The 24,371-nt window shown below is 66.4% G+C and carries 18 protein-coding genes and 1 pseudogene; 9 read left to right on the forward strand and 10 right to left on the reverse strand.

Features of this window, described 5'->3' with window-relative positions; all coding sequences use genetic code 11:
* Entirely contained in the window at positions 1-1,332 is a 1,332-nt protein-coding gene (locus tag DB30_RS01285; protein ID WP_052546105.1) for a reverse transcriptase family protein, read from the forward strand.
* Positions 1,333-2,038: 706 nt separating this feature from the next.
* Here DB30_RS01285 and DB30_RS01290 read toward each other — a convergent pair.
* On the reverse strand, positions 2,039-3,724 hold the full coding sequence (locus DB30_RS01290) for a potassium/proton antiporter (protein ID WP_052546106.1): 1,686 nt from the start codon (positions 3,722-3,724) through the stop codon (positions 2,039-2,041).
* Positions 3,725-3,802: 78 nt separating this feature from the next.
* Here DB30_RS01290 and DB30_RS01295 point away from each other — a divergent pair, with 78 nt between their 5' ends.
* The gene (locus DB30_RS01295) at positions 3,803-3,940 is read left to right on the forward strand and encodes an ATP-binding protein (protein ID WP_153258169.1); all 138 of its coding nucleotides are present in this window, start codon (positions 3,803-3,805) and stop codon (positions 3,938-3,940) included.
* Between the two features lie 72 nt (positions 3,941-4,012).
* Here DB30_RS01295 and DB30_RS01300 read toward each other — a convergent pair whose 3' ends face one another.
* The gene (locus DB30_RS01300; RefSeq protein ID WP_052546107.1) at positions 4,013-5,989 is read right to left on the reverse strand and encodes a hypothetical protein; all 1,977 of its coding nucleotides are present in this window, start codon (positions 5,987-5,989) and stop codon (positions 4,013-4,015) included.
* Positions 5,990-6,493: 504 nt separating this feature from the next.
* On the opposite strand from DB30_RS01300, the gene DB30_RS01305 reads away from it, so the two are divergent.
* Entirely contained in the window at positions 6,494-8,551 is a 2,058-nt protein-coding gene (locus DB30_RS01305) for a carboxypeptidase-like regulatory domain-containing protein (RefSeq protein WP_146657803.1), read from the forward strand.
* 214 nt (positions 8,552-8,765) lie between these two features.
* Here the strand turns inward: DB30_RS01305 and DB30_RS01310 are convergent, their stop codons facing one another.
* From DB30_RS01310 to DB30_RS01330, 6 genes and pseudogenes are all read right to left on the reverse strand, one after another.
* Positions 8,766-9,710, reverse strand: a complete 945-nt coding sequence (locus DB30_RS01310) for an alpha/beta fold hydrolase (RefSeq protein WP_052546110.1) — start codon at positions 9,708-9,710, stop codon at positions 8,766-8,768.
* Positions 9,711-9,791: 81 nt separating this feature from the next.
* The gene (locus tag DB30_RS01315; RefSeq protein ID WP_052546111.1) at positions 9,792-10,856 is read right to left on the reverse strand and encodes a nucleotidyltransferase domain-containing protein; all 1,065 of its coding nucleotides are present in this window, start codon (positions 10,854-10,856) and stop codon (positions 9,792-9,794) included.
* Between the two features lie 132 nt (positions 10,857-10,988).
* Positions 10,989-11,474, reverse strand: a complete 486-nt coding sequence (locus DB30_RS01320; protein ID WP_052546112.1) for a CPCC family cysteine-rich protein — start codon at positions 11,472-11,474, stop codon at positions 10,989-10,991.
* A gap of 203 nt (positions 11,475-11,677) precedes the next feature.
* The gene (locus DB30_RS01325; RefSeq protein ID WP_146657821.1) at positions 11,678-12,739 is read right to left on the reverse strand and encodes an SMI1/KNR4 family protein; all 1,062 of its coding nucleotides are present in this window, start codon (positions 12,737-12,739) and stop codon (positions 11,678-11,680) included.
* A pseudogene (locus DB30_RS42990) lies at positions 12,737-12,937 on the reverse strand (BRCT domain-containing protein); the annotation flags it as partial. The pseudogene DB30_RS42990 and the gene DB30_RS01325, both read right to left, overlap by 3 nt.
* An 81-nt stretch (positions 12,938-13,018) precedes the next feature.
* On the reverse strand, positions 13,019-14,152 hold the full coding sequence (locus DB30_RS01330; RefSeq protein ID WP_052546114.1) for a TIGR02996 domain-containing protein: 1,134 nt from the start codon (positions 14,150-14,152) through the stop codon (positions 13,019-13,021).
* A 257-nt stretch (positions 14,153-14,409) separates the two neighbouring features.
* Between DB30_RS01330 and DB30_RS01335 the strand changes: the two genes are divergently transcribed.
* Positions 14,410-15,921 (forward strand): c-type cytochrome, encoded by a 1,512-nt coding sequence (locus DB30_RS01335; protein ID WP_052546115.1) that lies wholly within the window; start codon positions 14,410-14,412, stop codon positions 15,919-15,921.
* 390 nt (positions 15,922-16,311) lie between these two features.
* Here the strand turns inward: DB30_RS01335 and DB30_RS01340 are convergent, their stop codons facing one another.
* On the reverse strand, positions 16,312-16,620 hold the full coding sequence (locus DB30_RS01340; protein WP_146657804.1) for a hypothetical protein: 309 nt from the start codon (positions 16,618-16,620) through the stop codon (positions 16,312-16,314).
* A gap of 99 nt (positions 16,621-16,719) precedes the next feature.
* Positions 16,720-18,084, reverse strand: a complete 1,365-nt coding sequence (locus tag DB30_RS01345) for a serpin family protein (RefSeq protein ID WP_052546118.1) — start codon at positions 18,082-18,084, stop codon at positions 16,720-16,722.
* Between the two features lie 174 nt (positions 18,085-18,258).
* On the opposite strand from DB30_RS01345, the gene DB30_RS01350 reads away from it, so the two are divergent.
* From DB30_RS01350 to DB30_RS01370, 5 genes are all read left to right on the forward strand, one after another.
* Positions 18,259-19,005, forward strand: coding sequence for a hypothetical protein (locus tag DB30_RS01350; protein ID WP_052546119.1), 747 nt, complete (start codon positions 18,259-18,261; stop codon positions 19,003-19,005).
* 38 nt (positions 19,006-19,043) lie between these two features.
* Positions 19,044-20,897, forward strand: coding sequence for an amidohydrolase family protein (locus DB30_RS01355; protein ID WP_052546120.1), 1,854 nt, complete (start codon positions 19,044-19,046; stop codon positions 20,895-20,897).
* Between the two features lie 465 nt (positions 20,898-21,362).
* Positions 21,363-22,583, forward strand: a complete 1,221-nt coding sequence (locus DB30_RS01360; protein ID WP_146657805.1) for a hypothetical protein — start codon at positions 21,363-21,365, stop codon at positions 22,581-22,583.
* Positions 22,584-22,830: 247 nt separating this feature from the next.
* A complete protein-coding gene (locus DB30_RS01365) occupies positions 22,831-24,048 on the forward strand; it encodes a hypothetical protein (protein WP_052546122.1) in 1,218 nt (405 codons plus the stop codon).
* Positions 24,045-24,329, forward strand: coding sequence for a hypothetical protein (locus DB30_RS01370; protein WP_052546123.1), 285 nt, complete (start codon positions 24,045-24,047; stop codon positions 24,327-24,329). The genes DB30_RS01365 and DB30_RS01370 overlap by 4 nt, the downstream gene beginning before the upstream one ends.
* Positions 24,330-24,371: the final 42 nt, after the last annotated feature.

The raw sequence follows: 24,371 nt of genomic DNA on the forward strand, positions 1-24,371 counted from the left end.
ATGGCCAACGATACTCCAACCTCCACCGTCTCTGCGGTCCCCGCGGATCTGCCCAAGTGGGCCGACATCGAGGCCGCCGGCAACATCCGCAGCTGGGTTGACGCCGAGCTCACCCGCCTTGGTCTGTTCGAGCCTGGGGTCGACACCTCTACGCTGTCCGACAAGCAGCGCAAGGCCTACAAGGCCAAGCGCGAAGAGGAGCGCAAGGTCCGGCGCGAGCTCATGGCCAAGGCCTGGTTCGTCTACCGGCAAAACCACCTCGTCCATGTTGGTGTTGGCGTCTGGTACCACGACACCGCCGACATCGATCGCTGGGACATCGCGGATCTCGAAGGCCGCCGCCAGCTCAACGAGCTGCCCGAGCTGAAGAACGTCCACGCGCTCGCCAAGTCGCTTGGCCTGCTGATCCCGCGGCTGCGCTGGCTCGTCTACCACCGCGAGGTCGACACCGGCACGCACTATCACCGCTGGTCCGTGCCCAAGCGCAGCGGCAAGGGCGTGCGTCTGATCAGCGCGCCCAAGCCCGACCTCAAGCGCGTCCAGACCTGGATCGCCCGCAACATCACCGAGCACCTGCCGGTCCACGGGGCCGCCCACGGGTTCCTGGCTGGCCGCAGCACGCTCAGCAACGCCCGCGTCCACGCTGGCGCCCGGGTGATCGTGAAGTTCGACGTCCGCAACTTCTACCCAACGATCGTGCTGCGTCGGGTCAAGGGCCTGTTTCGCAAGGCCGGCTACGGTGAGCAGGTCGCGACCGTGCTCGCGCTGCTGTGCACGGACTGCCCGCGCGAGCAGATCGAGCTTGGCGGTCGGCCCCACTACGTCGCCACGGGTCCGCGCTCGCTGCCCCAGGGCGCGCCGACCAGCCCCTCAATTACCAACACGCTGTGCCTCAACCTCGACGCGCGCCTGACCGGGCTCGCGGCCAAGCTTGGGTTTCGCTACACCCGCTACGCGGACGATCTGACCTTCAGCTTTCACGGGCCCGCCAACCACAAGATCGCGGTGGGCAGGCTGCAAAAAGCCGTCATCGACATCGTCGCCGACGAGGGCTTCATCGTGCACCCGCACAAGACCCGGGTCATGCGCAGCGGCGGTCGGCAAAAGGTGACTGGCCTGGTCGTCAACACGGCCCCCGAGGGCGAGCCCGTGGCCCGCGTGCCTCGCAAGGTCGTTCGGGAGCTCCGCGCGGCCATCCACAACCGCTCAAAAGGCAAGCCCGGCAAGGGCGAGTCGCTCGAGCAGCTGCGGGGCATGGCCGCCTACATTCACATGTGCGACCCCGCCAAGGGGGCCGCGTTCATGCAGCAGATTAACTCACTGCCAGGCTGAATTTTCTTGGTCACATTCACGCCCATGGCGTGTATGCTGACCCCGGCGACCTGACCCCAGGAGGTCCACCAAGCTTCGAAGTTCAAGAGATCCGTGGAGAGCAAACAGAGGGATCGTTAGCCGTGCTCAGCACAGGGCGGCGTTGCGCCGTCCGGGCACATTCTTCCGACATTCTCCACAAGGTAGGCTGTTCGTGGTTTGCCTGGCCCTAAGGGGTGCCCGGCGGGCATCTTGGCTGGGCCTACCACGCAACCGCGGTTCAAGATGCCCGCCGGGCACCCCTTAGGGCCGCAAACCGGTGAGCCTACCGTGTCCCAGGTGGGATCGTGGCGACCCCCGCTCAACCGAGCAGCTGTCCACGGATCTTTTGACTTCACCTATTTTCGTTTCAGCGCAGCCGTGGGGTTGCCGGGATCGTTAGCCGTGCTCAGCACAGGTCGGCGTTGCGCCGTCCGGGCACACTCTTCCGACATTCTCCACAAGGTAGGCTGTTCGTGGTTTGCCTGGCCTCGTAGGCGCCGACGTTGTCGACGTGGCTGGGCCAACCACGCAACCGTGGGTCACGTCGACAACGTCGGCGCCTACGAGGCCGCAAACCGGTGAGCCTACCGTGTCCCAGGTGGGATCGTAGCGACACGATGATCCTGCGGCTGCGCGCTCTTTGTCTCGAACTCCCATCTCCAGCAGCGACGCGGCAGGCCGACCCTCATGTCTTGGGGGCGTAGGTCAGGGTCACGTAGTCGGGCTCGTCGCCGGGGGTGACTGCGAAGGGGCCAAGGCGGGCGACCTGGTCGTTGGCGTTGGCCTTCAGTAGCGAGCCGACCTGCTGGGTGGGGTTCGTGGGGTCGGGGATGCCGAAGAAGCGGTGGAGTTGGCCGACCGTGCTCTCGGCGCGGAAGCCTAGAGTGAGGCCGGGCGTGAGCGTCGGCGCCTCGGCGTCGGGGTCGAAGAGACGGTCAAGCAGCGGCTTGAGCCGGGTTCGCATGGCGACGAAGACGTGGTCGCCGGGCTGAAGCACCGTCGCGCCGCGCGGCATGATGACCGCCTCCCCTCGGGCGACGAGCGTGACGTGGGCTCCCTCGGGCAGCGCGAGCTCGCGGAGCAGCCGGCCCGCCACGCGCGCGGACGGGGCCACCGTGTAGTCCACGATCTCCCCGTCCACGTGCCGCAGCGCGTTGATCTCGACGGAGAGCGGCGGCGTGGGGTCTGCCGGGCGGCCGAGCTTCAGCCAGCGCGCCACGATGGGCAGCGACCAGCCCTGCGTGATGGCGGAGATGAGCACGACGAAGAACACGGCGTTGAACAGCACCTCGCTGCCTGGCACCCCCGCCATCAGCGGGAAGGTGGCGAGCGTAATCGGGACGGCGCCCTTGAGACCGACCCATGAGAGGAAAGCCAGCTCGCGCGGAGGGAACCCGAACGGGCGAGCTGAGACCACCACGGCGATGGGCCGCGCGACGAAGATCAGCACGAGCGCGATCAGGAGGCCGTCGCCTGCCACGGCGAGTAGGCGGCTCGGGAAGCTCAGCAGCCCCAGCATCACGAAGAGGACGATCTGCCCGAGCCAGGCCGCCGCGTCGTGGAAGAAGAAGATGCCGGGTCGGAACACGATGACGCTGTTGCCGAGGGCGATCCCGGCGACATAGACGGCGAGGAACCCGCTGCCTCCGAGCACGGCGGCGAGCCCGAAGGCGAGCAGCCCGAACGCCATGGCGAGCAGCGGATAGAGCCCCGGGTGGTCGAGGTTGGCCCGATTGACCGCCCAGGCCGCCGCCCGCCCGACGCCGACGCCCACGACCGCGCCGACGCCGAATTGGAGGACGAACATCAGGAGGAGCGCGCCCGCTGAATCGGCCGTGCCCGTGATGATGCCGATGATGCCGAGGGTGAGGAAGATCGCCATGGGGTCGTTGGACCCGCTCTCGACTTCGAGCGTGGCCGTCAATCGCTCGGGCAGCGTGAGGCCACTCGAACGGAGGACGGAGAAGACCGCCGCGGCGTCCGTCGAGCCGACGATGGCGCCGAGGAGCATGCCGTGGAGGAGCGGGGCGTCCATCACCCACGCGGCGGCGAGGCCCGTCAGCGCCGAGGTGAGGAGCACCCCCAGGGTCGAGAGGGAGAGCGCGGGTCGCCACGCCGCGCGCACGGAGCCCACGGGCGTGCGGAGGCCGCCGTCGAAGAGGATGAGCGCGAGCGCGGCGCTGCCGACGCTGTTCGCGAAGCCGTAGTTCTCGAAGGCGATGCGGCCGAGACCCTCGGAGCCGGCCAGCATCCCCACGGCGAGGAAGAGCACCAGCACCGGCATGCCCAGGCGCGCCGAGAACTTGCTCGACACAATGCCGAGCAGCAGGAGGACGCCCGCCAGCAACATCACAGCGTTGATCAAATCCATCGTCTACGGGTACCGGAGGGGGCCAGGGGGTGCGTCACGATGTCGGATGGGTCGCAGGCTTGTTGTTGTTGTTGTTGCATGTGGAGGCGCGGCTACGCCAGCAAGCCGCTGCCGTCGGAGGTCACCACGATCTCGCTCTCTCGGATCTTGCAAGAGGCCCTCAGCAACGTCGCACGTCACGCGAAGGCCCAACGCGTGCAGATCAGCGTGCGCTAAGTCGACGTGTAGATCCAGCCATGCGCGGTCGACCCCGGTGAGGGACCGACCGCGACAGCCAACCTGGTGAAGTCAGCGAAAGCCCAGCTGGGCGGCCGGCCCCTCGAGCGGTGCGGCGAGCCCAGACACGAGTGGCGCTGGCGCGCCAGCGTTGGCCCCTCCGTCGAGCTCGACCCAGTCCGCGAGATCCTCATCACCATCGAACTCACCGTTCGTGCAACACAGCAGCTCGTGGTCGCGCTCGGCCTGGCTGATGATCGCGTCCGCGCGCGAGGTGATGCCACCACGGGCCTGGAACTCGGCGAGCAGATCGTCGGAGATGACATCAAACCACGACAACAGCCGGCGCTGACCGTCGACCTCGGTGCTCACGGCGATGCCCGAGTAGGTGTCGCTGCCGTAGTGGGTGCCGAGGACCTCGCCTTCGAGCAGCATCGCGCCCACCGCGAGCGGTGACGCGAGCTCGATATGCCACAGCAAGAAGTCGAGCTCGGGGTGCTCCGTCGAGCGGATCTGTACGCGCGTGCCGAACATCTCCTCTTCGACCGCGATGACCTCGCCGGCGATCGGCGAGCGGATCTCCACGGTCGCCCAGTCCACCTCATCCAGGGGGTGGTGGTAGTGCTTCATCGCTCGGCAGTGCTCGAAGTCGTCGGAGTAGTCGAAGCCGATCGTCGAGCGATACTTGCTGATCCAGCCGATGTCCTCGAGCGCGATGTAGCTGGTGTCGACAAAGTGGGGCCAGTCGTCGGCGGGTGGGTCGGGCAGCGGCCACGGCGCGGGATTTGGGCACTCTTCGATGTCCGTCGCCCACTTGTCGACGAGGTGCTGCTCGATCTCGGCGCGGTCGCTCTCCGCCATCACACCGTCGAAGATCACCAGCTCGGCGAGCTCGTAGTCGACCGCATACGTGCCCGCGTAGCCGTCCCAGGCGTACAGGAGCATGCCGAGCCCGACCCCGGCGGAGCCCTCCGTGTAGGTCATGGTCTCGTCGGTCACTTGGCCGTCGCCAGCGAGCCAGTGGCGGCGCCGGTCATCGGGGCTCCCTTCCAGCACCAGCGACGATACGACTCGCGTTCCGACCGCGGCGCCAGTCGGGATGTGCGAGCGCTTGTTGAACCCGTTCTCCTGCGCGACCCAGATGTTCGGGTACCCACCAAGGCGACGGACCACGGCGAACGCCGTGATCGCTTGGTGGGTCGACGGTCGCAAGTCGAGGTCGCGGATCTCCATGAAGTCCTGCTCGAAGCGAACGGCCGGCCGCCCGCCGAAAGCGCTGGTGTCGAGTTCGGCCTTCTTGCTTGGTGCGTAGGCGATCGCGTGATGATCATGCCCGCTCTTGTCGCGCCACTCGTCGATCTCTTGGCCGTCGACGGCGGGCTCTGAGTTGGCCAAGGTCTGGGCGCGGTCGGCCCCATCGAGCCACAGCAGCAGGTCGGGCCCGCAGTCGAGCGGGACGTCGCCGAGCTGCTCGACGGCGCCGCAGATGTTCCCGAGCACGCGAAAGGCCATGTCGCGGTCCAGAGTGGGGTTTTCCTTGTGCGTGTACGAGGTGCCGTCCGGGTACGGGTCCAGGCATGAGCCGTGGGAGCCCGTCTCGTCTGATTCATGAATCAGGCGCAGCGTATAGGTGCCGGGCTGCAGCAACGGCGCATCGAGGAAGGTGAAGGTCTGCCACTCCGCGATTCCGTCGCTGACCCGGGGCGGCTGGTCGACGCGCTCCGAGGTCGCGATCAGCGAGCCCCCGGGGCCGTCGCCTGTGGACAGCTCGACGCGCATGTGGGTGGGGATGAATAGATTGGGGGCAATCCACAGCTCGATCGCGTCGACCGAGGTCGCATGGGGGAGCAAGAAGCTCTGCAAGACCGTGCTGTCGTTCGCGAGCAGGTAGCAGCCATCGAAATCGACCTCGATGATCACCTCGCTGTCGCCTGACAGCCCGGATCGGGCTGCGTCGTGGGTACTGGGCGCATCGCTGTCGCAGCTGGTCGCGAGCGAGGCGGCAGCGGCGAGGGCGAGCAGTGTGATCATCCGGTGTTGAGTGGGCATGCCTCACGGTGACGCCGGCCGGCGATCAGGGCGATGAGGTGAAGCCGCTGTGTCCTTGGGGGTGAGTCCCTCATGGGGCGGTGACAAGCACGCGCTTCAACAGCCGGTCGGGGCCATGGCGGCCGCGCGCGGACTGGACTGCCCAAGCCCAAAGGCGGCGACAACGTGATCGTCACGTATCGATCAGGTCGCCCCATTGGACCCCGCCGTCGAAGTCGACGGCCAACACCATCGGCTGCTGGTTGCACGAATCGAGCGTATACGCGGACTTTCAAATACCCAACGCGCAGACGTGCAATTTGTCACGTGCGTCGCGCCCACCAAAACTCGAGGATAACCGTCTTCGCATTGACGCAGCATGTTACGTTCCCGATGCTCCGATCCAGCGTTGGTGACGCCTGAACAACAATAACCCAATTGTCAAAGACTCGAGCGTCAACCGCGACTGTCTCGAGCCACGAGCCCTTGCCCTCGCAGTCCCCTCGAAGTGAAGCGAGCCAAACGATGAGCCAGCCAATCGCAACCAAGAAGCGAGTGAGACTCTTCGCGGCTATGCTCCTCGCCTTTGCTGTCTTGGTCTCGTATTGGTGGCGCAGCGGACCGCCCGAAGAGCGGGAAGTCGGTGCGGATCCGGCCACCATGGCCGAACACAAGTCAAAATCGTGGATTGTCGAGACAGCGCGTGACGACCTGGAACTCCGGTTGGACGCGGGGCCGATGCTCACGGGCGTTGTGGTGGTCGCACCTTCGCTCGAACTCGACGGAGAGATCACAGTCTGTGGGCGTTCTGCCCTGTTTTCTTCGGGCCCTGTCGTCTGCACGACCGCGGACCAGGATGGACGATTCAGGATCCCTGCGAGCCAATTTCTCGATACGCAGATCCACGTATGCATGGTGGGTGCATCCGCACCAGGAGCCGAGCCCTCGGAGTCAATTCGAACGAGGTGCGAAGGCGAGCTACCAAAGCCCCTCTTCCTGAGTCACGCGGGGAAGTCCGTCGCTGGGACGGTTGCAGACCACTTCGGTGGCCCGGTCGCGGGTGCTCGAGTCTTTGGCGACACTCAATCGGCAGTTGGAGCGCTAGCCCTGACGGATGATGCTGGTAGGTTCGAGCTATGGACGGCAAATGGCCAATTGTTCGTCTCGGCCTCGGGGTACGGCTCAGTTCTATCTCGCGGGCCGCTACCCGATAGCGACCGACGAATCGAGCTGTATCCGGAAGCCGCTGTCGAAGGGACCGTACGCGAGAGCGATGGTACATCTCGAGATGGGGTACAAGTCGAGCTTCATTCGCGGGTCGGCGCACAGGTCACGAAGAGCAACGCCGAAGGTCAATTTCTGTTCACCGGTCTGGGGCCGGGCGACTTCGAGTTGAGAGCCGTTGATGGCGCACGGGGGGCTGGACCAACGCACCTTCGGGTGCCGATGGGAGAGACCGTCGTCCAAGACCTCACGCTCGAGCCGCGTGCGACCGTACGTGGGTGGATTGGCTTTGCATCAGGCGTTGACTGTACGAGTGTGAGTCATGTCGAACTCGCTAGCCTCGGAAAAACCCCATCCCACAAGTTCGTAACGCAACAAGTCGGTGCTGAGGCAGCCCAATACAGCATTGCGGGGGTTCCTGTTGGCAACTATGAGGTGCTCGCCGCGTGCGCCCAAGCGACTCGGGACATCCGCGACACCGTCACGGTGACGGCCACCGAGGAGACAACCCATGACCTGGTGTTTGAGGAGCGAGCCGCTTCTATCTTTGGGTACCTCGCGGGGCGCACAGATCCCTCTCAGAGGTTCATTGTAATCGCTCGTCGTGACCTAAACGATTTGCGCACGGAAGCGGACGCTAATTATCGCCTCGGTGAGGTGACCGACGCTGGAGAGTTTTCGGTGGGGCCCGTTGGCGAAGGCACTTGGCGCTTGCAGGCCTTGCCTTACGATTCGTTGGGCAACGTCATGCACGATGGGTCCGGAACCGCAGTCGTCGTCGAACATGACGACGTTACGGATGTAAAGCTCATCCCTTCTACCGATGAATGGAAGGTGGAGCTGCTCGTTCTCCACGAGGGAGGCGAAGCCGCAAAAGGCCAATCAGTGCGGGCAAATTCTCCCGGAAGGTTCGTGCGGATGTGCACGACCGGGGGGGATGGGGCCTGCGAAATCAGCCTGCCCGACGAGCCGTCCGACGAGGAGATGATTTTCTCCGCTCCCCAGCGGATCTGGTGTGATGGGGAATGGCGCAAATTCTGTCAGATGAGTTTAGCGGACGGCGTCGTGCACTTGGTGATTGAGGGCGCCACAACATCGCTCAACGGCCGACTCACCGAAATCAACGATGGAACGGGCGTGAGCTTCGCGGAGATCAGCGCTGTCCGAATTGGCGACGGAAATGCGCGGACCTATACGATGGGTTCCACACGGACCGAGGAGGACGGAACATTCGTTCTGAACGGTTTGCCGGCGGACGACGGAACGCTACGACTAGAGGTCACCTGCCCGACGGGGCAGCGGCCCCCGATCCATGTTCCGTTTGGGGCAACGCCGTCCATTTCCTGCGATGAGCCATAGCAGCTAGTCGACAGCCTTGCGGCGTGACCGATCCACGCGCTCGGCGCCCCCACGAGCGAGGAGACCACCGAGGTTGCGAGGTGGACCCACGAGCGACTCGGTCGTGTGCTCGAACGTCACGGTCGCTCGCTCGTGTGTCGGTGCATCGAGCTGGACGAGGGCGATGGACGCCCGCGCCAAGTAGCCAGCCAGTAGCGAGCCAGTAGCGAGGCGCTCAGAGCAGCGAGACGATCGCTTCGACGAGGGACTCGGGCGCCTCCCAGTTCAACAGGTGGCCCTTGCCAGGTATCCATACGTTGCGCGCGTTGGGGATCCGCGCGCCGATCTGCTCCGAGTGCCAGCGCGGCGTGGTGCGATCGCTATCGCCACAGATCACGACGGTCGGGACGCTGATCTGATCGAGCCGCTCGTAGTCGCTCTCATCAGCGAGCGCGCGGAGGATCGGCCAGAGGCGGCTGTGTGGCTGGGTCACGAACAGCTCGTTGAAGACTTGGATCACCGCTGGCGAGGGGGTGTCCCCGCACGTCGAGGCACCAAACAGCCAGCCGTAGGTTGGCGAGCTGGCGATTCCCTGGATCAATCCAGACTTGATCAGGGGGACCTGCACGCGGTTTTGCGGGGACCCGCGCATGACCTGGCCAGCGGTCGTGGCTAGGCCGACGAGTCCACGCACACGCTCGACGAGCGAAGGGTGCTCGAGCAGCGCGCGGATGGCCAGGAACCCGCCGGTCGAGTGACCGACCAACACGGCGTCTTTGATCTCCAACGCGGCGAAGAGGGCCTCGTAGTCGTCGGCCATCTGGGTCGAGCCGATCCCGTCGGTGCCGATTGTGCTGAGCCCGTGGCCGCGCAGATCGAAGCCGATACAGCGAAAGCCGAGCTCGAGCAATCGGGTCCAGACCAGGCTCCACTCTCCGAGCGTGAGCCCATAGCCGTGCGCGAGCACGACCGTGGGTCCCTCGCCCGCGACGACGGCCCGGATCCGTGTGCCGTCGGGCCGCTCGATGAACCGCTGCGTGCCCTCGGGCTCCTTGCTCAGCACGGCGTGGGAGACCGGGCTGGGCATCGACTGCAGCTCCCGCGCCTTGCGTACGGCGAAGTAGTGGGCGCCTGCGCCAAGTAGACCGACCGCACCGGCGAGCAGGGGGAGGTGTTTCATGGCGAGCAGTGTACTCGTCTCACTGTATGATGGGAAAGTTCGGACATTCTGCGGCGAACTCGTTGTCACTCGGGGGCGCCATCAGAACACGCCATAGTGGGTAATGAGCTCGCGCAGCGTGGGGTCATCCTCGAAGAATAGCCGGTGCACGCCGTCGTCCTGGAACCGCCGGGCGAGCCGCGAGACATCACGAAACACCTGCGAGCTGCCGAGCTCGTCCACGCTGAGCCCCCGCAAGTGATCACGCCGCTCGGCATCGTCGAGCACACCGAGGAACGCGTCGTAGCTGTCGAACAGCGCCCGCGCCGTGTCCGGCTTCACGAGCGGCCGCAGGCAGACCTCGGCGAGCGCGTCCAGCGGGCGGCAGCGGACACGCTGGAGCATGAAGTTGACCAGCCGCGTGGGGTCTGGGCGGTCATCGTCGCCGATCAGCGTTGACTTGTCGGCGTGAAGTTCGAGCGAGAAGCAAATCAGGAGCCCGCTGATGTAGATCAGCTTGCGCGACAGGCGGAGCTTCACATTGCGCAGCGCCCAGCCGTCGCTGCGGTGTTTTTGTTTGTCGACAAAGTCGATCGTGACGGTTCGCCAGTAGCGGGCGATGTCGTTGAGCAGGACCCGCGGGACCAAGCGGGCAGCGCGGCCGTAGATGAGCCCGCGATCGTCTTCCACGTAGCGCTCGAGCACCAGCCGCAGCACCCGCTCGTGCGCCTGCGACCGACCAATGGCGGTGGATTCGAGCAGCAGCAAGATCCGCTGGGTGGTGTTGCGGTTGGTGTCGTCTTGCCCGCCGATCTGATGCAGGATCGGATAGCTCGAGACCATGCTGCCGAACACGCCTGATGGGCCGGGCGCTTTGACGCTGGCGTCTTCGAGGCGTGTGTACAGCTCGCGGACGGCCCGGTGGTGATCTTTGTCGGTGCGCCCATCGAGCAACAGCGTCCAGTCGAGGTCACTGCCGGAGGTGAGCTCGCCACGAGCGAGTGAACCAAACGCGACGAATGAGGTGTCCGGCGGAACCGCCGACTGCAGCAACCCGACGAGCCGCTGGTGTTCGACTTGCGAGGCGCTGTGTGCCGCACGCAGATGCGGCCAGTCGCAGCCGAGCCGATCCGCGAGCGCCCACAGTGGTGATGAGCTGGGCTCCACGGCGCGAGACTACCATGCCTGTGACGGGGCGCGAGGCGGGTTGTGCACGGCTTCGAGCCCTTGGAAGATTGATGCGTGAACCCTGACGGGTACCAGGGCCGACTCCTGGATTGAGCCGCGCTAATTGTGGGTCTATTCATGGGGGCAGAATGCGAGGATCTGGGCGAGGTTGGCGGCGAAGTCCTCGCGGTCGACCGTGGCCTCGCCGCGTCGGAGCCGCTCCTGGAACCGCTTGATGCTGCGGACGAGCGGGTCGACGCCGGCGTCGAGGAGCCGAGCTCCGCGGGCGCTCTCGAACGCGCGCAGGTGAGCGGCGACGTCGATGCGCGCGCGCTCGAGGGCGATGTAGTTGGGCGGGCTGACGCGTCGAGGATCGGCCTCGTTCGTCCCGTCCTCCCACAGGCAGATGACGCAGGACTCATAGTCGCCGCGCTCGTCGAGGGTCGGCAGACCGCAGCACGGGCACAGATGCTTGCTGTGGAGGATGTTGCTCGCCGCGAGGGCGTCGTCGACTGCTGCGCGGCGCACGGTGAATTCGTCGAGCAGCTCGCGCTCGGCCGCGGTCCGTGGTGCTTCGTCACGGCTCGCGTCACCGCGTGGCCTTCGCTTTCTCGCCATCGATCACGATGATACTCGATGAGGGATCGGCGGCCCGCGTCGGAGCGCAAGCGTGCGCCCGTCAGTCTGCGAGGCGCGACAGCCCGAAGCGCTCGACCCACGCAGGCACCGTCATGCCCTGGCGATCGACGAAGCACAGGGTGCCAGCCGCAGCGCGAATGCCTGGTCGTGAAGTCGGCACCCGGCGCGGCGTCCACCGAAGCTCAGTTCTGTCGCTCCCGCACCTCGTCGAGGACCTTGGCGAGCTCCGTTGGCTGCGCTTGCCAGTGGCGTTGATCCAGCCGCAGCGGCTTTTTCTGGTGACCGGCGTACTCCAGCAAGATCCGCCGCCGCGCCGCGATTGATCCGTACGTGGCCAGCACCGTCTCCATGTAGCTCTCGAAGTCCGTCAACCTCGCGTCCGTCCAGCACGCGCCGTGGTCGTCGCCAATGCTGACCGGCGGGTTGAGCGGTTCGCCCTCCGCCGCGATCATCACGAACCCGGCCATGTTGTAAATATTGAATTCATCGAAGACCCGAAGCGACTTCGAGAAGTCCCATAATTGATAGCTCTTGCCGGCGAACTCCTGATCGTCCGCGTGGTCTTTCATGAAATCAAAGTAGTGAATGTCATTCCAGTCGGCCTCGATGAAGGTCTTCTTCAGCGGGAAGATGTTGATCGCGCCGTCGCCTGGGTGATAGTCGTTGAACCTGGTGTTGTTGGAGTCGCCGTTGGGGTTGTCGGTGGTGACCCACATGAGCGAGAGCCCGTCGCACTGGCGATGGAAGTTGAGGATCGCCGGGTCGAGCTCTGCGCCCAGGTGTTTGTGGACCGCGCGAATGTCCGCTTCGCTGGCCGGCGGCGCGACGTGATTCACCAAGATCCGAACGTCGGGGTGGGCCTCGAGTGCCGCGAGCATTTGTTGATATCGCGGCAGAAAGTCCGACAGCGCGCCAATGAGCTTGGCCTGCTCGGGCGCCCGGTCATCTTGAATTAGGCGCAGGAACTGATCTTCGTTGAGGGTCTTGATTCCCAGCTGCTTGGCCGTACGCAGCTTCGAACCGGCGTTTGCGCCGAGAATCAGCAGGTCCGTGGCCTTGGACACCGAGCCAGTTGGGATCGCCCCAGCGGCGAGAATGTGGGCCTTGGCCTCGGCGCGGGTCATGAGTGAGAGCGTGCCGGTGACGGCGACCTTCTTTCCGGCCAGCTCCGCGATCGCGCTGGTCTGTACGTTGGGGGCTGGCTTGGGCGTTGCGGTTGCGGCGACGGTCGAGATCGCGGCCATGAGCGCGTCCTCGTCGAGCACCTGCACGCCGAGCGACTCCGCCTTGGCGAGCTTCGAGCCGGGCTTGTCGCCGACGAACAGGATGTCGGTCGACTTGGAGACCGAGCCCGTGACCTTGGCTCCGAGCGCGGTCAGCTTGGCCTCGGCGTCTGCTCGTTTGACCTTGCTGAGCTTGCCCGTGACGACGACTGTCTTGCCGTTCACCTGGGGGACGGTTGTGCTCGCGCTCGACTTTGCCTGCTTCTTGGTAGCCATCGTGTTTGATTGATCTCGTACGTGTTAGCGACCTGGGACCAGAACCATGCCATCGAGCTCGACGCGTGTCGCCCTCAGGTTTTGTTCGAGCAGCCGGGCGCCACGGCCAAGCTCGTTGCCACGCAGCATCAGCAGGCGCAGCTTGGGCAGCGGCAGCTCGACCAGCCGCTGGACCCCGGCAGCGCTGAGCTCGTTGCCCTCGAGGTTGAGCGTGTCGAGCTGCCCGAGCTCGAGCTCGGCCAGCCGCGAGATACCGGCGTCACCTATTTTCACGCGGTCGAGGTCCAGGTGCGAGAGCATTAAGGGGGCCAACGCAGGCACAGCCTCGGCGCCGATCCGGTTGCCGCGCAGACTGAGCGAGCGGATCTTGGGGGTGATGTTGGCGATCGCCGCGACGTCGCGGGCCGTGAGCTCGTTGTATCCGAGCTCGAGGGTCTCGAGCGCGACGAAGGCCCGCAGCGGATCGACCATGTCGGGGCCGAGCCCGGCCTTCCACAGCCGCAGCGTGGTCAGCTGCGGGGCAAAGGCCGCCCGCGACAGCGCCTGCGTCCCGGCGAGGCCGATCGCGTCCGAGCCGATCTCGAGCGCGCGCAACGAGCCCAGGTGCGGGCTGTTGGCGAGCGCCTGGCAGCCGCTCGCGCCGAGCTGGCAGCCGATCCACGCGAGGCTCTGAAGTTGCGCGATCGCGGGGTTGCTGGCCAGCGTCCGGACGTCAGCGTTGCGCCCGTAACGAAACGAGAGCGTGCGCAGCCGACCGAGAGAGGGTGACGCGTAGAGCTGCTTGTTGGCGCCGTGTTCTTCGAGCCAGACCACCAGCTCCGTCAGCAGCGGCAGGCGCTCGAACAGGGTCGTTTCGATCTGCGTGAAGTCGAGCGCCGAGATCTCGGCCGCCTCGACGAAGCCCCGCCGAAACACTGGCTTGGACAGGGGCAGGTCGCCCAGCACCTTTGACTGGTGCGTGCTGATCAGCTGGGCCACGCGGCGGTTGAGGTCCGGGTCGTCTGGTCGGGTGTGCTGGCTGATCTGGGCGACGATGAGCTCGCCCAGCTCACCCAGCGCGTCGAGGCGATCGCCGGACTCGAGCAGCCAGTCGGCGTAGACGAGGCGCTCGGCGTCGGATTCGGGCGCGGCCGCGATCGCGTCGAGGAGTGCATCCATGAATTAGCGAGGATGCCCAGGATCAGCGCGCGTGTCGAAGGCCGTGGCCACGTAGATCAGCCCATCTGGGCCGAACGCGGGCTGCGTGACGGTCGCGTCGTTGACCGGCATCGGTCGCTCACCCTGCGCGGCCGGGGCCGTGCTCCAAGACGATCGCAATCGGCGGCGAGCGGCGAAACACGCGGCAAGGCTAACACGGCGCGTCGCCGCCAATCGTTTCCATTGGACCGGGTGGGTCTGCGGGGTACGATGCGGAAATGGCCCGCTCACTCCCCATCGTGACCCTCGCCGTACTGGCCTGTGCCTGCACCGACGTGCCGGCGTCCGAGCAGGGCGACGACGACACCACCACCACGAACGACACGGGCGAGACCGGGGACGGAGACGGAGACGGAGACGGCGATGGGGAGCCCGCCTGCACCGGGCCTTGGGAGCTCGGCCATCCGATCGAGCTGCCGCCACTACCCACCGGTGATCCCGAGGCCGGCTACCAGGCCCTGCTCACCAAGGACTACGTCAGCTGCGGCATCCCGTGGGCCCTGTTTGGCGTCGCCGAGGGGGTCCTTGGTGTAGAGGAGCCGCTGCCCGGTCGCGAGGGCAAGAACGCCGAGGTCGGCCACGCTTGGAATGTGGTCACCAAGTCCGACGGTAGCGAGCTGGTCGTGTCCAATTGCTTGCAGTGCCACGCTGGCTACTTCAACGGCGAGCTGATCGTTGGGCTTGGCAAGTCGTCCGCCGACTTCACGACCTCGCTGAGCGAGTTCGCCAGTCCGCTGCCGGATCTGCCCGAGACCAGCGAGGCCAACGCCTCTTTCAACAAGTTCAAGGCTCGGGCCGCCGCGCTTGGGCCCTATTCAGTCATGAAGACGATCGGCGCCAATCCGGCGGTGATGTTTGCGATTGTGCTGTTGTCTCACCGCGACCCGGGCACGCTGGCCTGGAACGACGAGCCGCTCTACGCGCTCTCGGAGGACTTGATCATTCCCGCCGATCCACCGCCGTGGTGGCGGACCCGCAAGAAGGCCACGAATTTCTCCAATGGCATGTCGCGTGGGGACCATCGCGGGACCATGGTGCTGGCCTCTTCGCTGTGCACCGACAGCGTCGAGGAGGCCGCCCCGGTGGTCGACTACTTCGCTGACGTGCAGGCCTACCTCGCGTCGCTCGAGGCGCCTGCCTATCCGTTTCCAATCGACGAGCCGCTCGCCGAGCAGGGCCGCGAGCTGTTCGAGTGCAACTGCGCGGGCTGCCACGGCACCTACGCCGACGATCCCTCCGCCGAGACCTTCCCAAACATGCTGATCCCCGCGGATGTGATCGGCACCGATCGAGCCTTCGTCGATCTCGCCAGCGAGGGCGGGTTCTACAATTACCTGGAGTCGTGGTTCAACGAGTCATTCTACGGAACCATCAGCGAGGTCGTGACCTCGGGCCCGGTGCCGGGATACACGGCGCCGCCGCTCGATGGGATCTGGGCGACCGCGCCCTATTTTCACAATGGCTCGGTGCCCAGCATCGAGCTGGTCCTGTCGAGCAGCGCCCGGCCCAGCGCCTGGAAGCGGGTCGACTACGACAGCACCAACTTCGACGAGGACGCGCTCGGCTGGCCGTGGGAGGCCACGTCGTCGCAGGCCGACGCCCCAGAGTCCGAGCGCAAGTATATCTATGACACCTCGCTGTTCGGCTACGGAAACGGTGGACACACATTCGGCGACCACCTCAGCGACGCCGAGCGTGACGCGGTGCTCGAGTATCTCAAGACCTTGTAGCCTGGTGATGTGGGATCCCGGCGATCAAGGCCGCGGGTCTACAGCCGGCGGCGCTCCGGGAGAAGCCCATCCGCTGCGCTACCCGCCGGAGCTCGGTGCTCCTTCTTTCCCCTTGGACTCGATGAAGGACCGCAGCGTCTCGCTCGAGCCGTCGAAGATGTCGTGATCCTACCAACGCGCCGAGGTTCGACGGGAGGTGAGCCTCCGTGCCGTCCCCCGTCGTGATCCCGCCACCCGGGAGCGGGGGAATCGCGCCCAGGACCACCATGCCACAGTGCCCCGCGACCATCAGCGAGGTGAGCATCTGGCGTACGCGATCGGCGACTTCCGGGTCAACTCCGATCCGACCTGTCTCCGACCCCAGCCACGCCCCGGCCTCCATCTGCGGCCTCAGACGCGCCGCGAGCTCGAGCATCTTGCTTGGCGATCCCGCGTTCGGGCTGCGCAGCTGGACTGGGTCGTCTTCTCAATCGCGGCGTCGACCTCCCGGTTGCCGGACGGCTCACCCGGCAGGGCCAAGAGCAGCCGCTCCCGGACCGCCAGCAGCTCTTCTCGGAGCTCGAGCGCGACATCCAGCGCCTTGGCGCGGGCATCCACGGTCCGACGAAGCGCCTCGACAGCGTTCTGATGTGCCAAACAGGCAGGGTCGACGAGGTCCCCGATCTTGACGTTCGGGCTGGGGGGCGCTTGGGTGGGCACGATTGCTCTGCAGACCTCCCGATCAGTACATCAGCACGGAGGGACTCGGGTCAAACTCATTCCCTCGAAGATGCCCAAGGCGTGAAAGCGTGACCAGTCCTACGGCTCGAGCACGCGGCCGAAGAACAGCACGCTCTGGGTCGGGGCGTCGCGGATCATCAACAAGAATGGCTTGTCGGCCCGAAACTCCGCCTCCACAAATGGCTCATCGCCGCCGTCCTCGCCAACGACGATCGCGGTGGCGGCCGCGGCCTCGGTGCCGTTCTCGTCGACCTTGATCACGGTCTTGTGGATGACGTCGGTGATGATCCCGAGGTCGGGGACGATCAGATCGAAGGAGTTATCGTCGCTGAACGGCGATGGCATCCCAAGTTCGTCGCGCAACAGCACGGAGAGCTCGAAGGCGCTGTCGAGCTCGAAGCGCGGCACGAAGGTGTCGACGGCGGTGTACTCGAGGCTCGCCATCACGCTGGCGAGGGTCGGCTGGTCCAGCGCCGCCTCGAAGCTGGCGAAATCGTCTGGAACCACGAACACGAGCTCCAGGGCCCCGCCCCGCAGGGGGGCCGCGAACGCGCTGTAGCCTTCGCCAGCGCCGTAGCGGCCAAACATGGCGGGATTGTGCATCATGTCGACGTCGACGGTCGACGCATCGAGCCTGGTGAACGGCGCCTTACCGGTCCAGTCCTCTTCGAATTGCACGTCCCACGGCGCCTTCAGATATAGGGCGTTGACCAACACCATCACCGTGGTGTCCTCGATCACCTGCGGGGGCAGCAGCGCGGGGATCAGCGTGTTGGTCCGATTCGAGACCCACAGGTTGATGCGCTCGCGCTCGCCTTCGGGGTTGGTCATGAAGTCAGCGAGGCGGATGCCCGTGCCGTAGTGGCGGGCGAGCAGATCCAGGTAGTCGGGGTTGATGTCGCCGGCGAGGTGCTCGGACATCCACACGCCGTTGGCGGTCTGCAGCACAACCGGATCCAGCATGGCGTCGGGGCTCTCGACGCCTTCGAGGTTGCGGGCCGCGAGCTGCGAGTCGAGCCAGTTGTGGGCGATGTGCTGGCGCTCGTCGCCAAGCGAGAAGTGCAGGGTTGACTCCATCTCGTCACGGGACTGACCCGTCGTGCCGCCATAGAGCATTCCGAACGCCGCCGAGACGCTGTAGGACGAGACCGAGAAGCCCTCGTCGCTCAGGTCAGGGAGCACGCGCAGGGCGTGATAGAAGTCGAGCGCGAGGGCCAGCTGGTCCTCGGCGATCGACGCGATCTCGGGCTGGGTCGGCTGGGGATCGGGCTCACGCTCGACCTCCGACTGTGCCATTGGCCACTGCGGGTCGCCGTCGCTGTCGCTTTCGCTTTCGGCGGCCTCGTCGTTGCCGTCGTCGCCCGTGCAGGCGGCGAGCGGTCCGACGCACAGGGCCAGAGTGAGCAGGGGCGAGGCGAGACGAAGCGGCGGGATACGGGTCACGCCGGGTAGGTGCCACAACCGGGGGGAACCGATCACGCAAATCTGCGACTCGCAGGCGTGGCCAACTGACGCCGATGCTCGATCCCCGCGATCGAGTCCGCGGACAACGAAGCCGCCTCTGCGCCATAGCCAATCACTTGCCTGTCGGAGTTGCCGCAGGCATGGTACGAGCTGATGCCTGCGTACCTGAGCAAACCACCGCCAGCGGTCGAGACCCGCGACCCAAGAGGGGACCACGCCAAGCTGCTGCGCACAATCGAAGCGGCCAAGCCGGCAGCCCTGCGCCGCGTCTGGGTCGGCAAGCGGGCGACCCGACGCGCGCACCTCGAAGGCGTGTTCGAGCACGATGGCGCGCGCTTCCTTCACGTGCCCTGGCTGCGGCAGCCACAGCTGCGGATCCCGCAGGCGGTCTTCAACGTGCTCGGGGTCGTCGCCGGGGCTGGAGTCGCCGTGGTCTCGTTCGCCCGTGGCCGGTTGATCAGTGCGTTCATTGTCAGCATCGCCGTCGGCAGCGGGATCATCGGCTACGGCTTCAACCGACGTTCAGCCAGCAGCCGGCGCATCGCCGAGCCCGACGGCGGTCCTGGCCTGCCCGGGTTCATCTGCCTCGACGATCGTCTGCTGCTGCGCTACCCCGACGCGCTCTACGAGATCCCCCGCGAGCGCATCGCCAAGATCAGCAAGCGTGCCAAGGTCCGGCAGGCGGGTGAGACGGCGATGGGCGAGTACGACCTGGCGATCGAGTTCGTCGGCGGGGGCGAGCCGCTGATCGTCGCCGAGGTCGTCGATCTCCGGGCCCACGAGGCCGCAGACTCCGACGAGCGCATGGGCCTGCTCGGCGCTCTGGTCACCTGGCTGGACGAGGTCTGGCTGCGTGGCGGCGATCAGGCCGACGGGGCCCCCCGATCGCGCTTGGGCTGAGCCGTAGGCCCGCGCTGGTGGTGGGGTAGTCTCGCGCGGTGCAAGTCCAGCGCGCCCCGTTGTGGATTCTGGCGCTCGTGCTCGGCCCGCTCGGGGCGGCCTGCGAGCGCGGTGGTCCCAGCAACCCACCCTCAGACCCGATCATCGGCCCCGCGCTGGTGTTCGATGACGTCCACGTGTTCGATGGCGCGGATGATCTCGGGACGACGGATGTCGTCGTCCGCGACGGCGTGATCACCTCGATCGGACATGTCGAGCTCGCCGGGGCGGGCCCGGAGGTCGAGGTGATCGATGGCCGCGGCAAGACCTTGCTGCCCGGCTTGATCGACGGCCACGTCCACGTCTCGAGCATCAGCCAGCTCGACCAGGCCGCCGCGTTCGGGGTCACCACGGTGCTCGACATGTTCATGGACGAGATCACGATGCGGGCGATCGTGCGACAGCAAGCCAAGGGCAAGCTCCCAGACGCGGCCGAGCTGCGCTCCTCGGGCACACTGGCGACCGCGCCGGGCGGCCACGGGACCGAGTATGGCGTGGAGATCCCAACCGTAGCGAGCCCCGACGAAGCCGCAGCCTGGGTGGCCGAGCGGGTCGAGCGAGGCGTCAACTACATCAAGATCGTCGACGACGATGGCCACGCCGCTGCGGTCGAGTTTGGCAACCTCGACCTCGCCACGATCGAGGCCCTGATCGCCGGCGCGCACGCGCACGAGCGCCTCGCGGTCGTGCACGTCTCGGATCTCGCCGCGGCCAAGCGCTCGCTGCGAGCGGGCGCCGACGGGCTCGCCCACGTGTGGTTCGACGCTCCGGCCGACGACGAGGTCCTCGCGCTGCTCGCCGAGCGCCACGCGTTCGTGATCGCCACGGCGGTCGTGATGCAGACGGCCTGCGCGGATCCGCGGGTGCGCGAGGTCGCGGCTGACGCTCGGCTCGCGGCGCTGATCGATCCGCGTGAGCTCGGCGGTCTGCTCGAGATGCTCGACGCCAACGCTGGCGCGCGTCCGTGCACCCACGCGCTCACGACGATCGGCCAGCTCGACGCCGCCGGGATCGATCTGATCGCCGGGACCGACATCCCCAACTTCGGCCTGCCGATCGGGTTGGCCATGCATGTCGAGCTGAGCCTCTTGGTCGACGCCGGCCTCTCGCCGATCGCGGCCCTGCGCGCCGCCACGCGGACGCCCGCCGATCGCTTTCGCATGTTGGATCGCGGCCGGATCGAGCCGGGGGCCCGCGCTGACCTGATCCTGGTCGAGGGCGATCCACTGCGCGACATCGCGGCCACCCGCGAGCTCGTTGGGGTCTGGAAGGCCGGCGCCGCGATCGACCTCGCGACTCGCCGCCAGGAGATCGCCAAGGCCATCGCCGCCGCCGAGGCGCGGAGGTCGGCGCCGCCGCCCCCAGGTAGCGAGTCGGGGCTCGTGTCCGACTTCGAGGTCGACCTCTCGACCGCGTACGGCTTGGCCTGGGAGCCCGCCACCGACGAGGTCGCGGGCGGCACCTCGAGCGTCGAGCTGAGCCGGGTCGCAGGCGGGATGCTCGGCAGCGAAGGCGCGCTGCTGATCCGCGGGGAGGTGGCCGCGGGCACGCGCGCGTGGGCGGGCGCCAACTTCTTCCCGAGCGTCGAGCGAGCGACCGTCAATCTGTCGAGCAAGCGCTGGCTGCGGTTCGGGGCCCGCGGCACGCCAGGCACCCACGCCGTGCTGTTGTTCGGTAGCTCGCCGATGCCGACCATGGCCAGCTTCGAGCTCGCGGACGCGCGCGAGTGGACGCTCGTGGAGATCGACCTCGAGGCGATCCGTGCGCCCAGCTCCGAGCTGACGTTCGTGTTCATTGGTGCGACCACGCCGGGCCCGTTCGAGCTGCGGATCGACGACGTGCGGATCGAGTGAGCCCACCGGTTGCGCACGGCAAGGTGTACGATGACTGTGGTGATTTAGCGAGGCTCCGCCTCAGACCGTCGAGCATGTAGACCTCTGCATGGACATCGCCTCCGTGAGTTGGCGGCAGCAAGAACTGCCGGAGCTTCGCGTGTCGACCGGGTGGTAGCGTTCCAGCACAAACAGCGGCACGTCGAACAGCACGCAGTCCCCTAAAACTACGACCCAATCGGTGTCTCGCTGTGACGAGACACTCGGCTCCCGACTCGTGCGGGACCACGGCTCCTCCACGCCACCAGTCGTCGGCGGACTGACGTTCACGGCCTCTGTCGCTCATCCGAAGCGACCTCAATTGCGGGGAGGGAGAACTATGTTGTTTCGGGTGCGCTCCCTTTGAGCGGGCGGAAACTTGACTCGTTTGTCCACGAAAATCGCCCTCAAGGGCACTACGCCGAGGTCGCGGTCGACACGGTGGCGGTGGCGGTCGACGCGGTTGCGGTGGCGGTGACCAAGCGGGCCGAGGCCGAGAGTCCACGCAACCCCGCCCTCGAGGCTGGGATCTTCGACGACCCAAGCAACGCCGAAGCGTGGCAGATCTACGGCGACTGGCTGCAGGAGCAGCAGGACGTCCGCGGTGAGCTGATCTTGCTGGATCAGCTACAGCATCGCCGTCGGCGGCGGCGAGCCGCTGTTAGTCGCCCAAGGGCCTGCTCGGCGCCCTGGTCATCCGGCTGGACCCGTGGCGTTGTGGACCTCCAGGCACATCGCGCCGACCACGAGGCGCTGAAACTCGGCGAAGGTCGATGGTCGCCTGCGCGTAACCCGCGGCACGGTGTCACCGTGCACATCTCGGGTCGCCGCCGAACAACCCGGACGCTCTCGATCCGTTTAGCTATCATCGCCCCGATGTTGCCGAACTGCCCCACGCTTTCGTTGTCATGCTTCGTGTTCTTGGTCGCCTGTGGATCTCCGAGCGAAGCGGGCGACACTACCAGTGCTCTCAGCGGCGTCGACAGCGACCTGGGCGACACGAGCGACACGAGCGACACGAGCGATACCTCTGACAGCTCATCCCCCGACTGCGACGCATTCATCGAGTGCATCAAGGTCGTGTCACCCGGGGCGACCGCGGCTACCATCGCAGCCTACGGTCCCGAGGGCAGCTGCTTCGATCTCCCGGGTGTGACCCCTGAAGACTGCGCGGCCGAGTGTGATGGGTTGCGCGCAGACTTGGCCAAGGTCAATCCCGACGTCGCCGAGTGTGCGCCACGAGATTGCAACGACAGTGTCCTGGGGGTCGATGAGTTGTGCGATTCGACTAACACGTGTACGGCGACCTGCACACTCAGCTCGAGCGAACACACCTGCAACCCACTCAACCAAGTCGGGTGCGAGGGCGATGATCCATGCTGGTTCACGCCAATGGGCGCGGTTACTTGCTACAATACGCTCGTCACGGATCCAGGTCAGAATGTCGGAGATCCCTGCAGCGGATCTGGCGGCCCGTGCGGGGATTTTTCGATGTGCACCAATCATCCAGTTTGCGGAGGTCAACCATGTTGTCGGGCGACTTGCTACCTGGGTGACAGCGAAGACGACTTCGCCCAGTGTCCTGGGACCGGCGAGTGTCTGTCCATGTCCGAGGTCTTTGGCGCGACGCTGGGCGAGGGCGCCGAAGTTTATGGCCTGTGCATTTGACCGATACCGCGAACTTTGTGGTCGTGTTGGTCCTTGTGTGCGCGGCAAGGATCGGGCGGACGACCAGCCAGTCCAGCGCGCCGACCTCATCGCCGCGGGGTCAGGGCCCACTCCCTCACGGAAGCGCGTTCGGGCGATATTGCGCTCGTACCGACAGACACAGGGCATCCTGGTCCTGCACAAAACCTACACCCAATCTCCACCGGGCCGCCGAGCGCTCCCCGCGTCTAGAACGTAGGGTCTAGCCGTGACGAAGTTCGAACGCACCCGGCGTGACTGGCTGTTGGGCGGCGCGTGCCTGGCCGCGAGCACGGTCACGTGGGGCGGGCTGGCGTCGAGGGCCTTTCGCCCGCGCACGGCGGGCCTCTTCGATGACTCCGCTCCCTTACCCGCGTGGGCGCAGGCGGTGATCGAGCGACACTTGCGGCTGTGGGAGCGCGGAGATCAGGACGCGATCGTGCGCATGCGTTCGAGCAACCCCGAGTGGGATTTCATGGGTCGGACCTTCTTGGTGCTCGCGCTGGCCAACCTGGCGATCCGTCAGCCCGCGTCTGCGCGGCGTGGTCTCGACGTCATGAATGCGGTCATCTCGGCGACCGTGGCTGCGCAGGCACGGCATTCGATGTACTTCTTCTTGTTGCCTTACGCCCATCCGCGACCGGGCGGAGCGACCTGGCGGCAAGAACCCCCGCGAAGCCTGTTCATCGATGGCGAGATCGCGATGATGCTCGCGGCCTTCTTGTTGGTCGCGCCCCGCTCCGACCCGCGGGTACCCGCACATCGCCGCGCGCTGATCGACAGGCTCGAGCTGATTCACGACCAGATGCGCGCAGGGCCAGTCCTCAGCGGCGAGAGCTACCCGAACGAGTGTTGGACCTTCTGCAACACCACCGCGCTCGTGGCCTCGCGCATGGCCTCGGCGCTCGGCCTCAAGGTCGACGCCAAACTACCACACGCGTGGCTGCGCACCGCCACGCTCGAGCTCACAGACCCGCGAACCAACATGCTCGTCTCGAGCTACAGCTGGGATGGCGGCCACCTCGACGGCCCCGAGGGCAGCTCGATCTGGATGAGCGCCTACAACCTCGCGCTCGTCGATCCCGACTATGCGCGCGGTCAGTACGAGCTGGCCAAGCGCGCGCTCGGGCGACAGGTGTTGGGCTTTGGCTTCGCGCGCGAGTGGCCGGTGCCAGCTCCAGGCTCGATCGATGTCGACTCGGGCCACGTGATTCCGCTGCTCGAAGCGAGCCCAGGGTCGAGCGGCCTGGCCATACTCGCCGCGCGTGGGTTTCGAGATCAGGCGTTCTGGGACCAGCTCCTCGCCTCGCTCGAGCTCGCTGGCTTTCCCGAGCAACACGATGGCACGCGTCGCTACCGGGTCAGCAACCAGATCGGCGACGCGGTGTTGGCCTATGCGCTGTGCGCAGGGCCGCTGTGGGCACGCGTCGCGGGGACCGCCCCATGAGCGCGACCTCCAGGCTCTCGCGCGCCCCTTGGGTGTTGCTGATGCTCGCGCTCGCGCTCACGCTGGCGTGGCGGCTCACGGCCGCGCTGGGCTGGGACGCGGCGCTCGACGTGCTCACCGGTGTCCACACGAGCACGGATCGCGGCGCGGTGTGGCGGTCGCTCATCCACGCAGGCGCGACCATGGGCACCTTCGTGTTTGCGCCGATCCTGGCTGCCGCCGGCGCCTCGTGGCTGGTCGTGCGCCGGCTCTTCGAGCGACACGACCGGATCGATGGATGACGAGCTCAGCTACCTGACGATCGAATTCGAGGCTCTGTGAGG

The sequence above is a fragment of the Enhygromyxa salina genome, from assembly GCF_000737335.2.
Taxonomy (GTDB): domain Bacteria; phylum Myxococcota_A; class Polyangia; order Nannocystales; family Nannocystaceae; genus Plesiocystis; species Plesiocystis salina_C.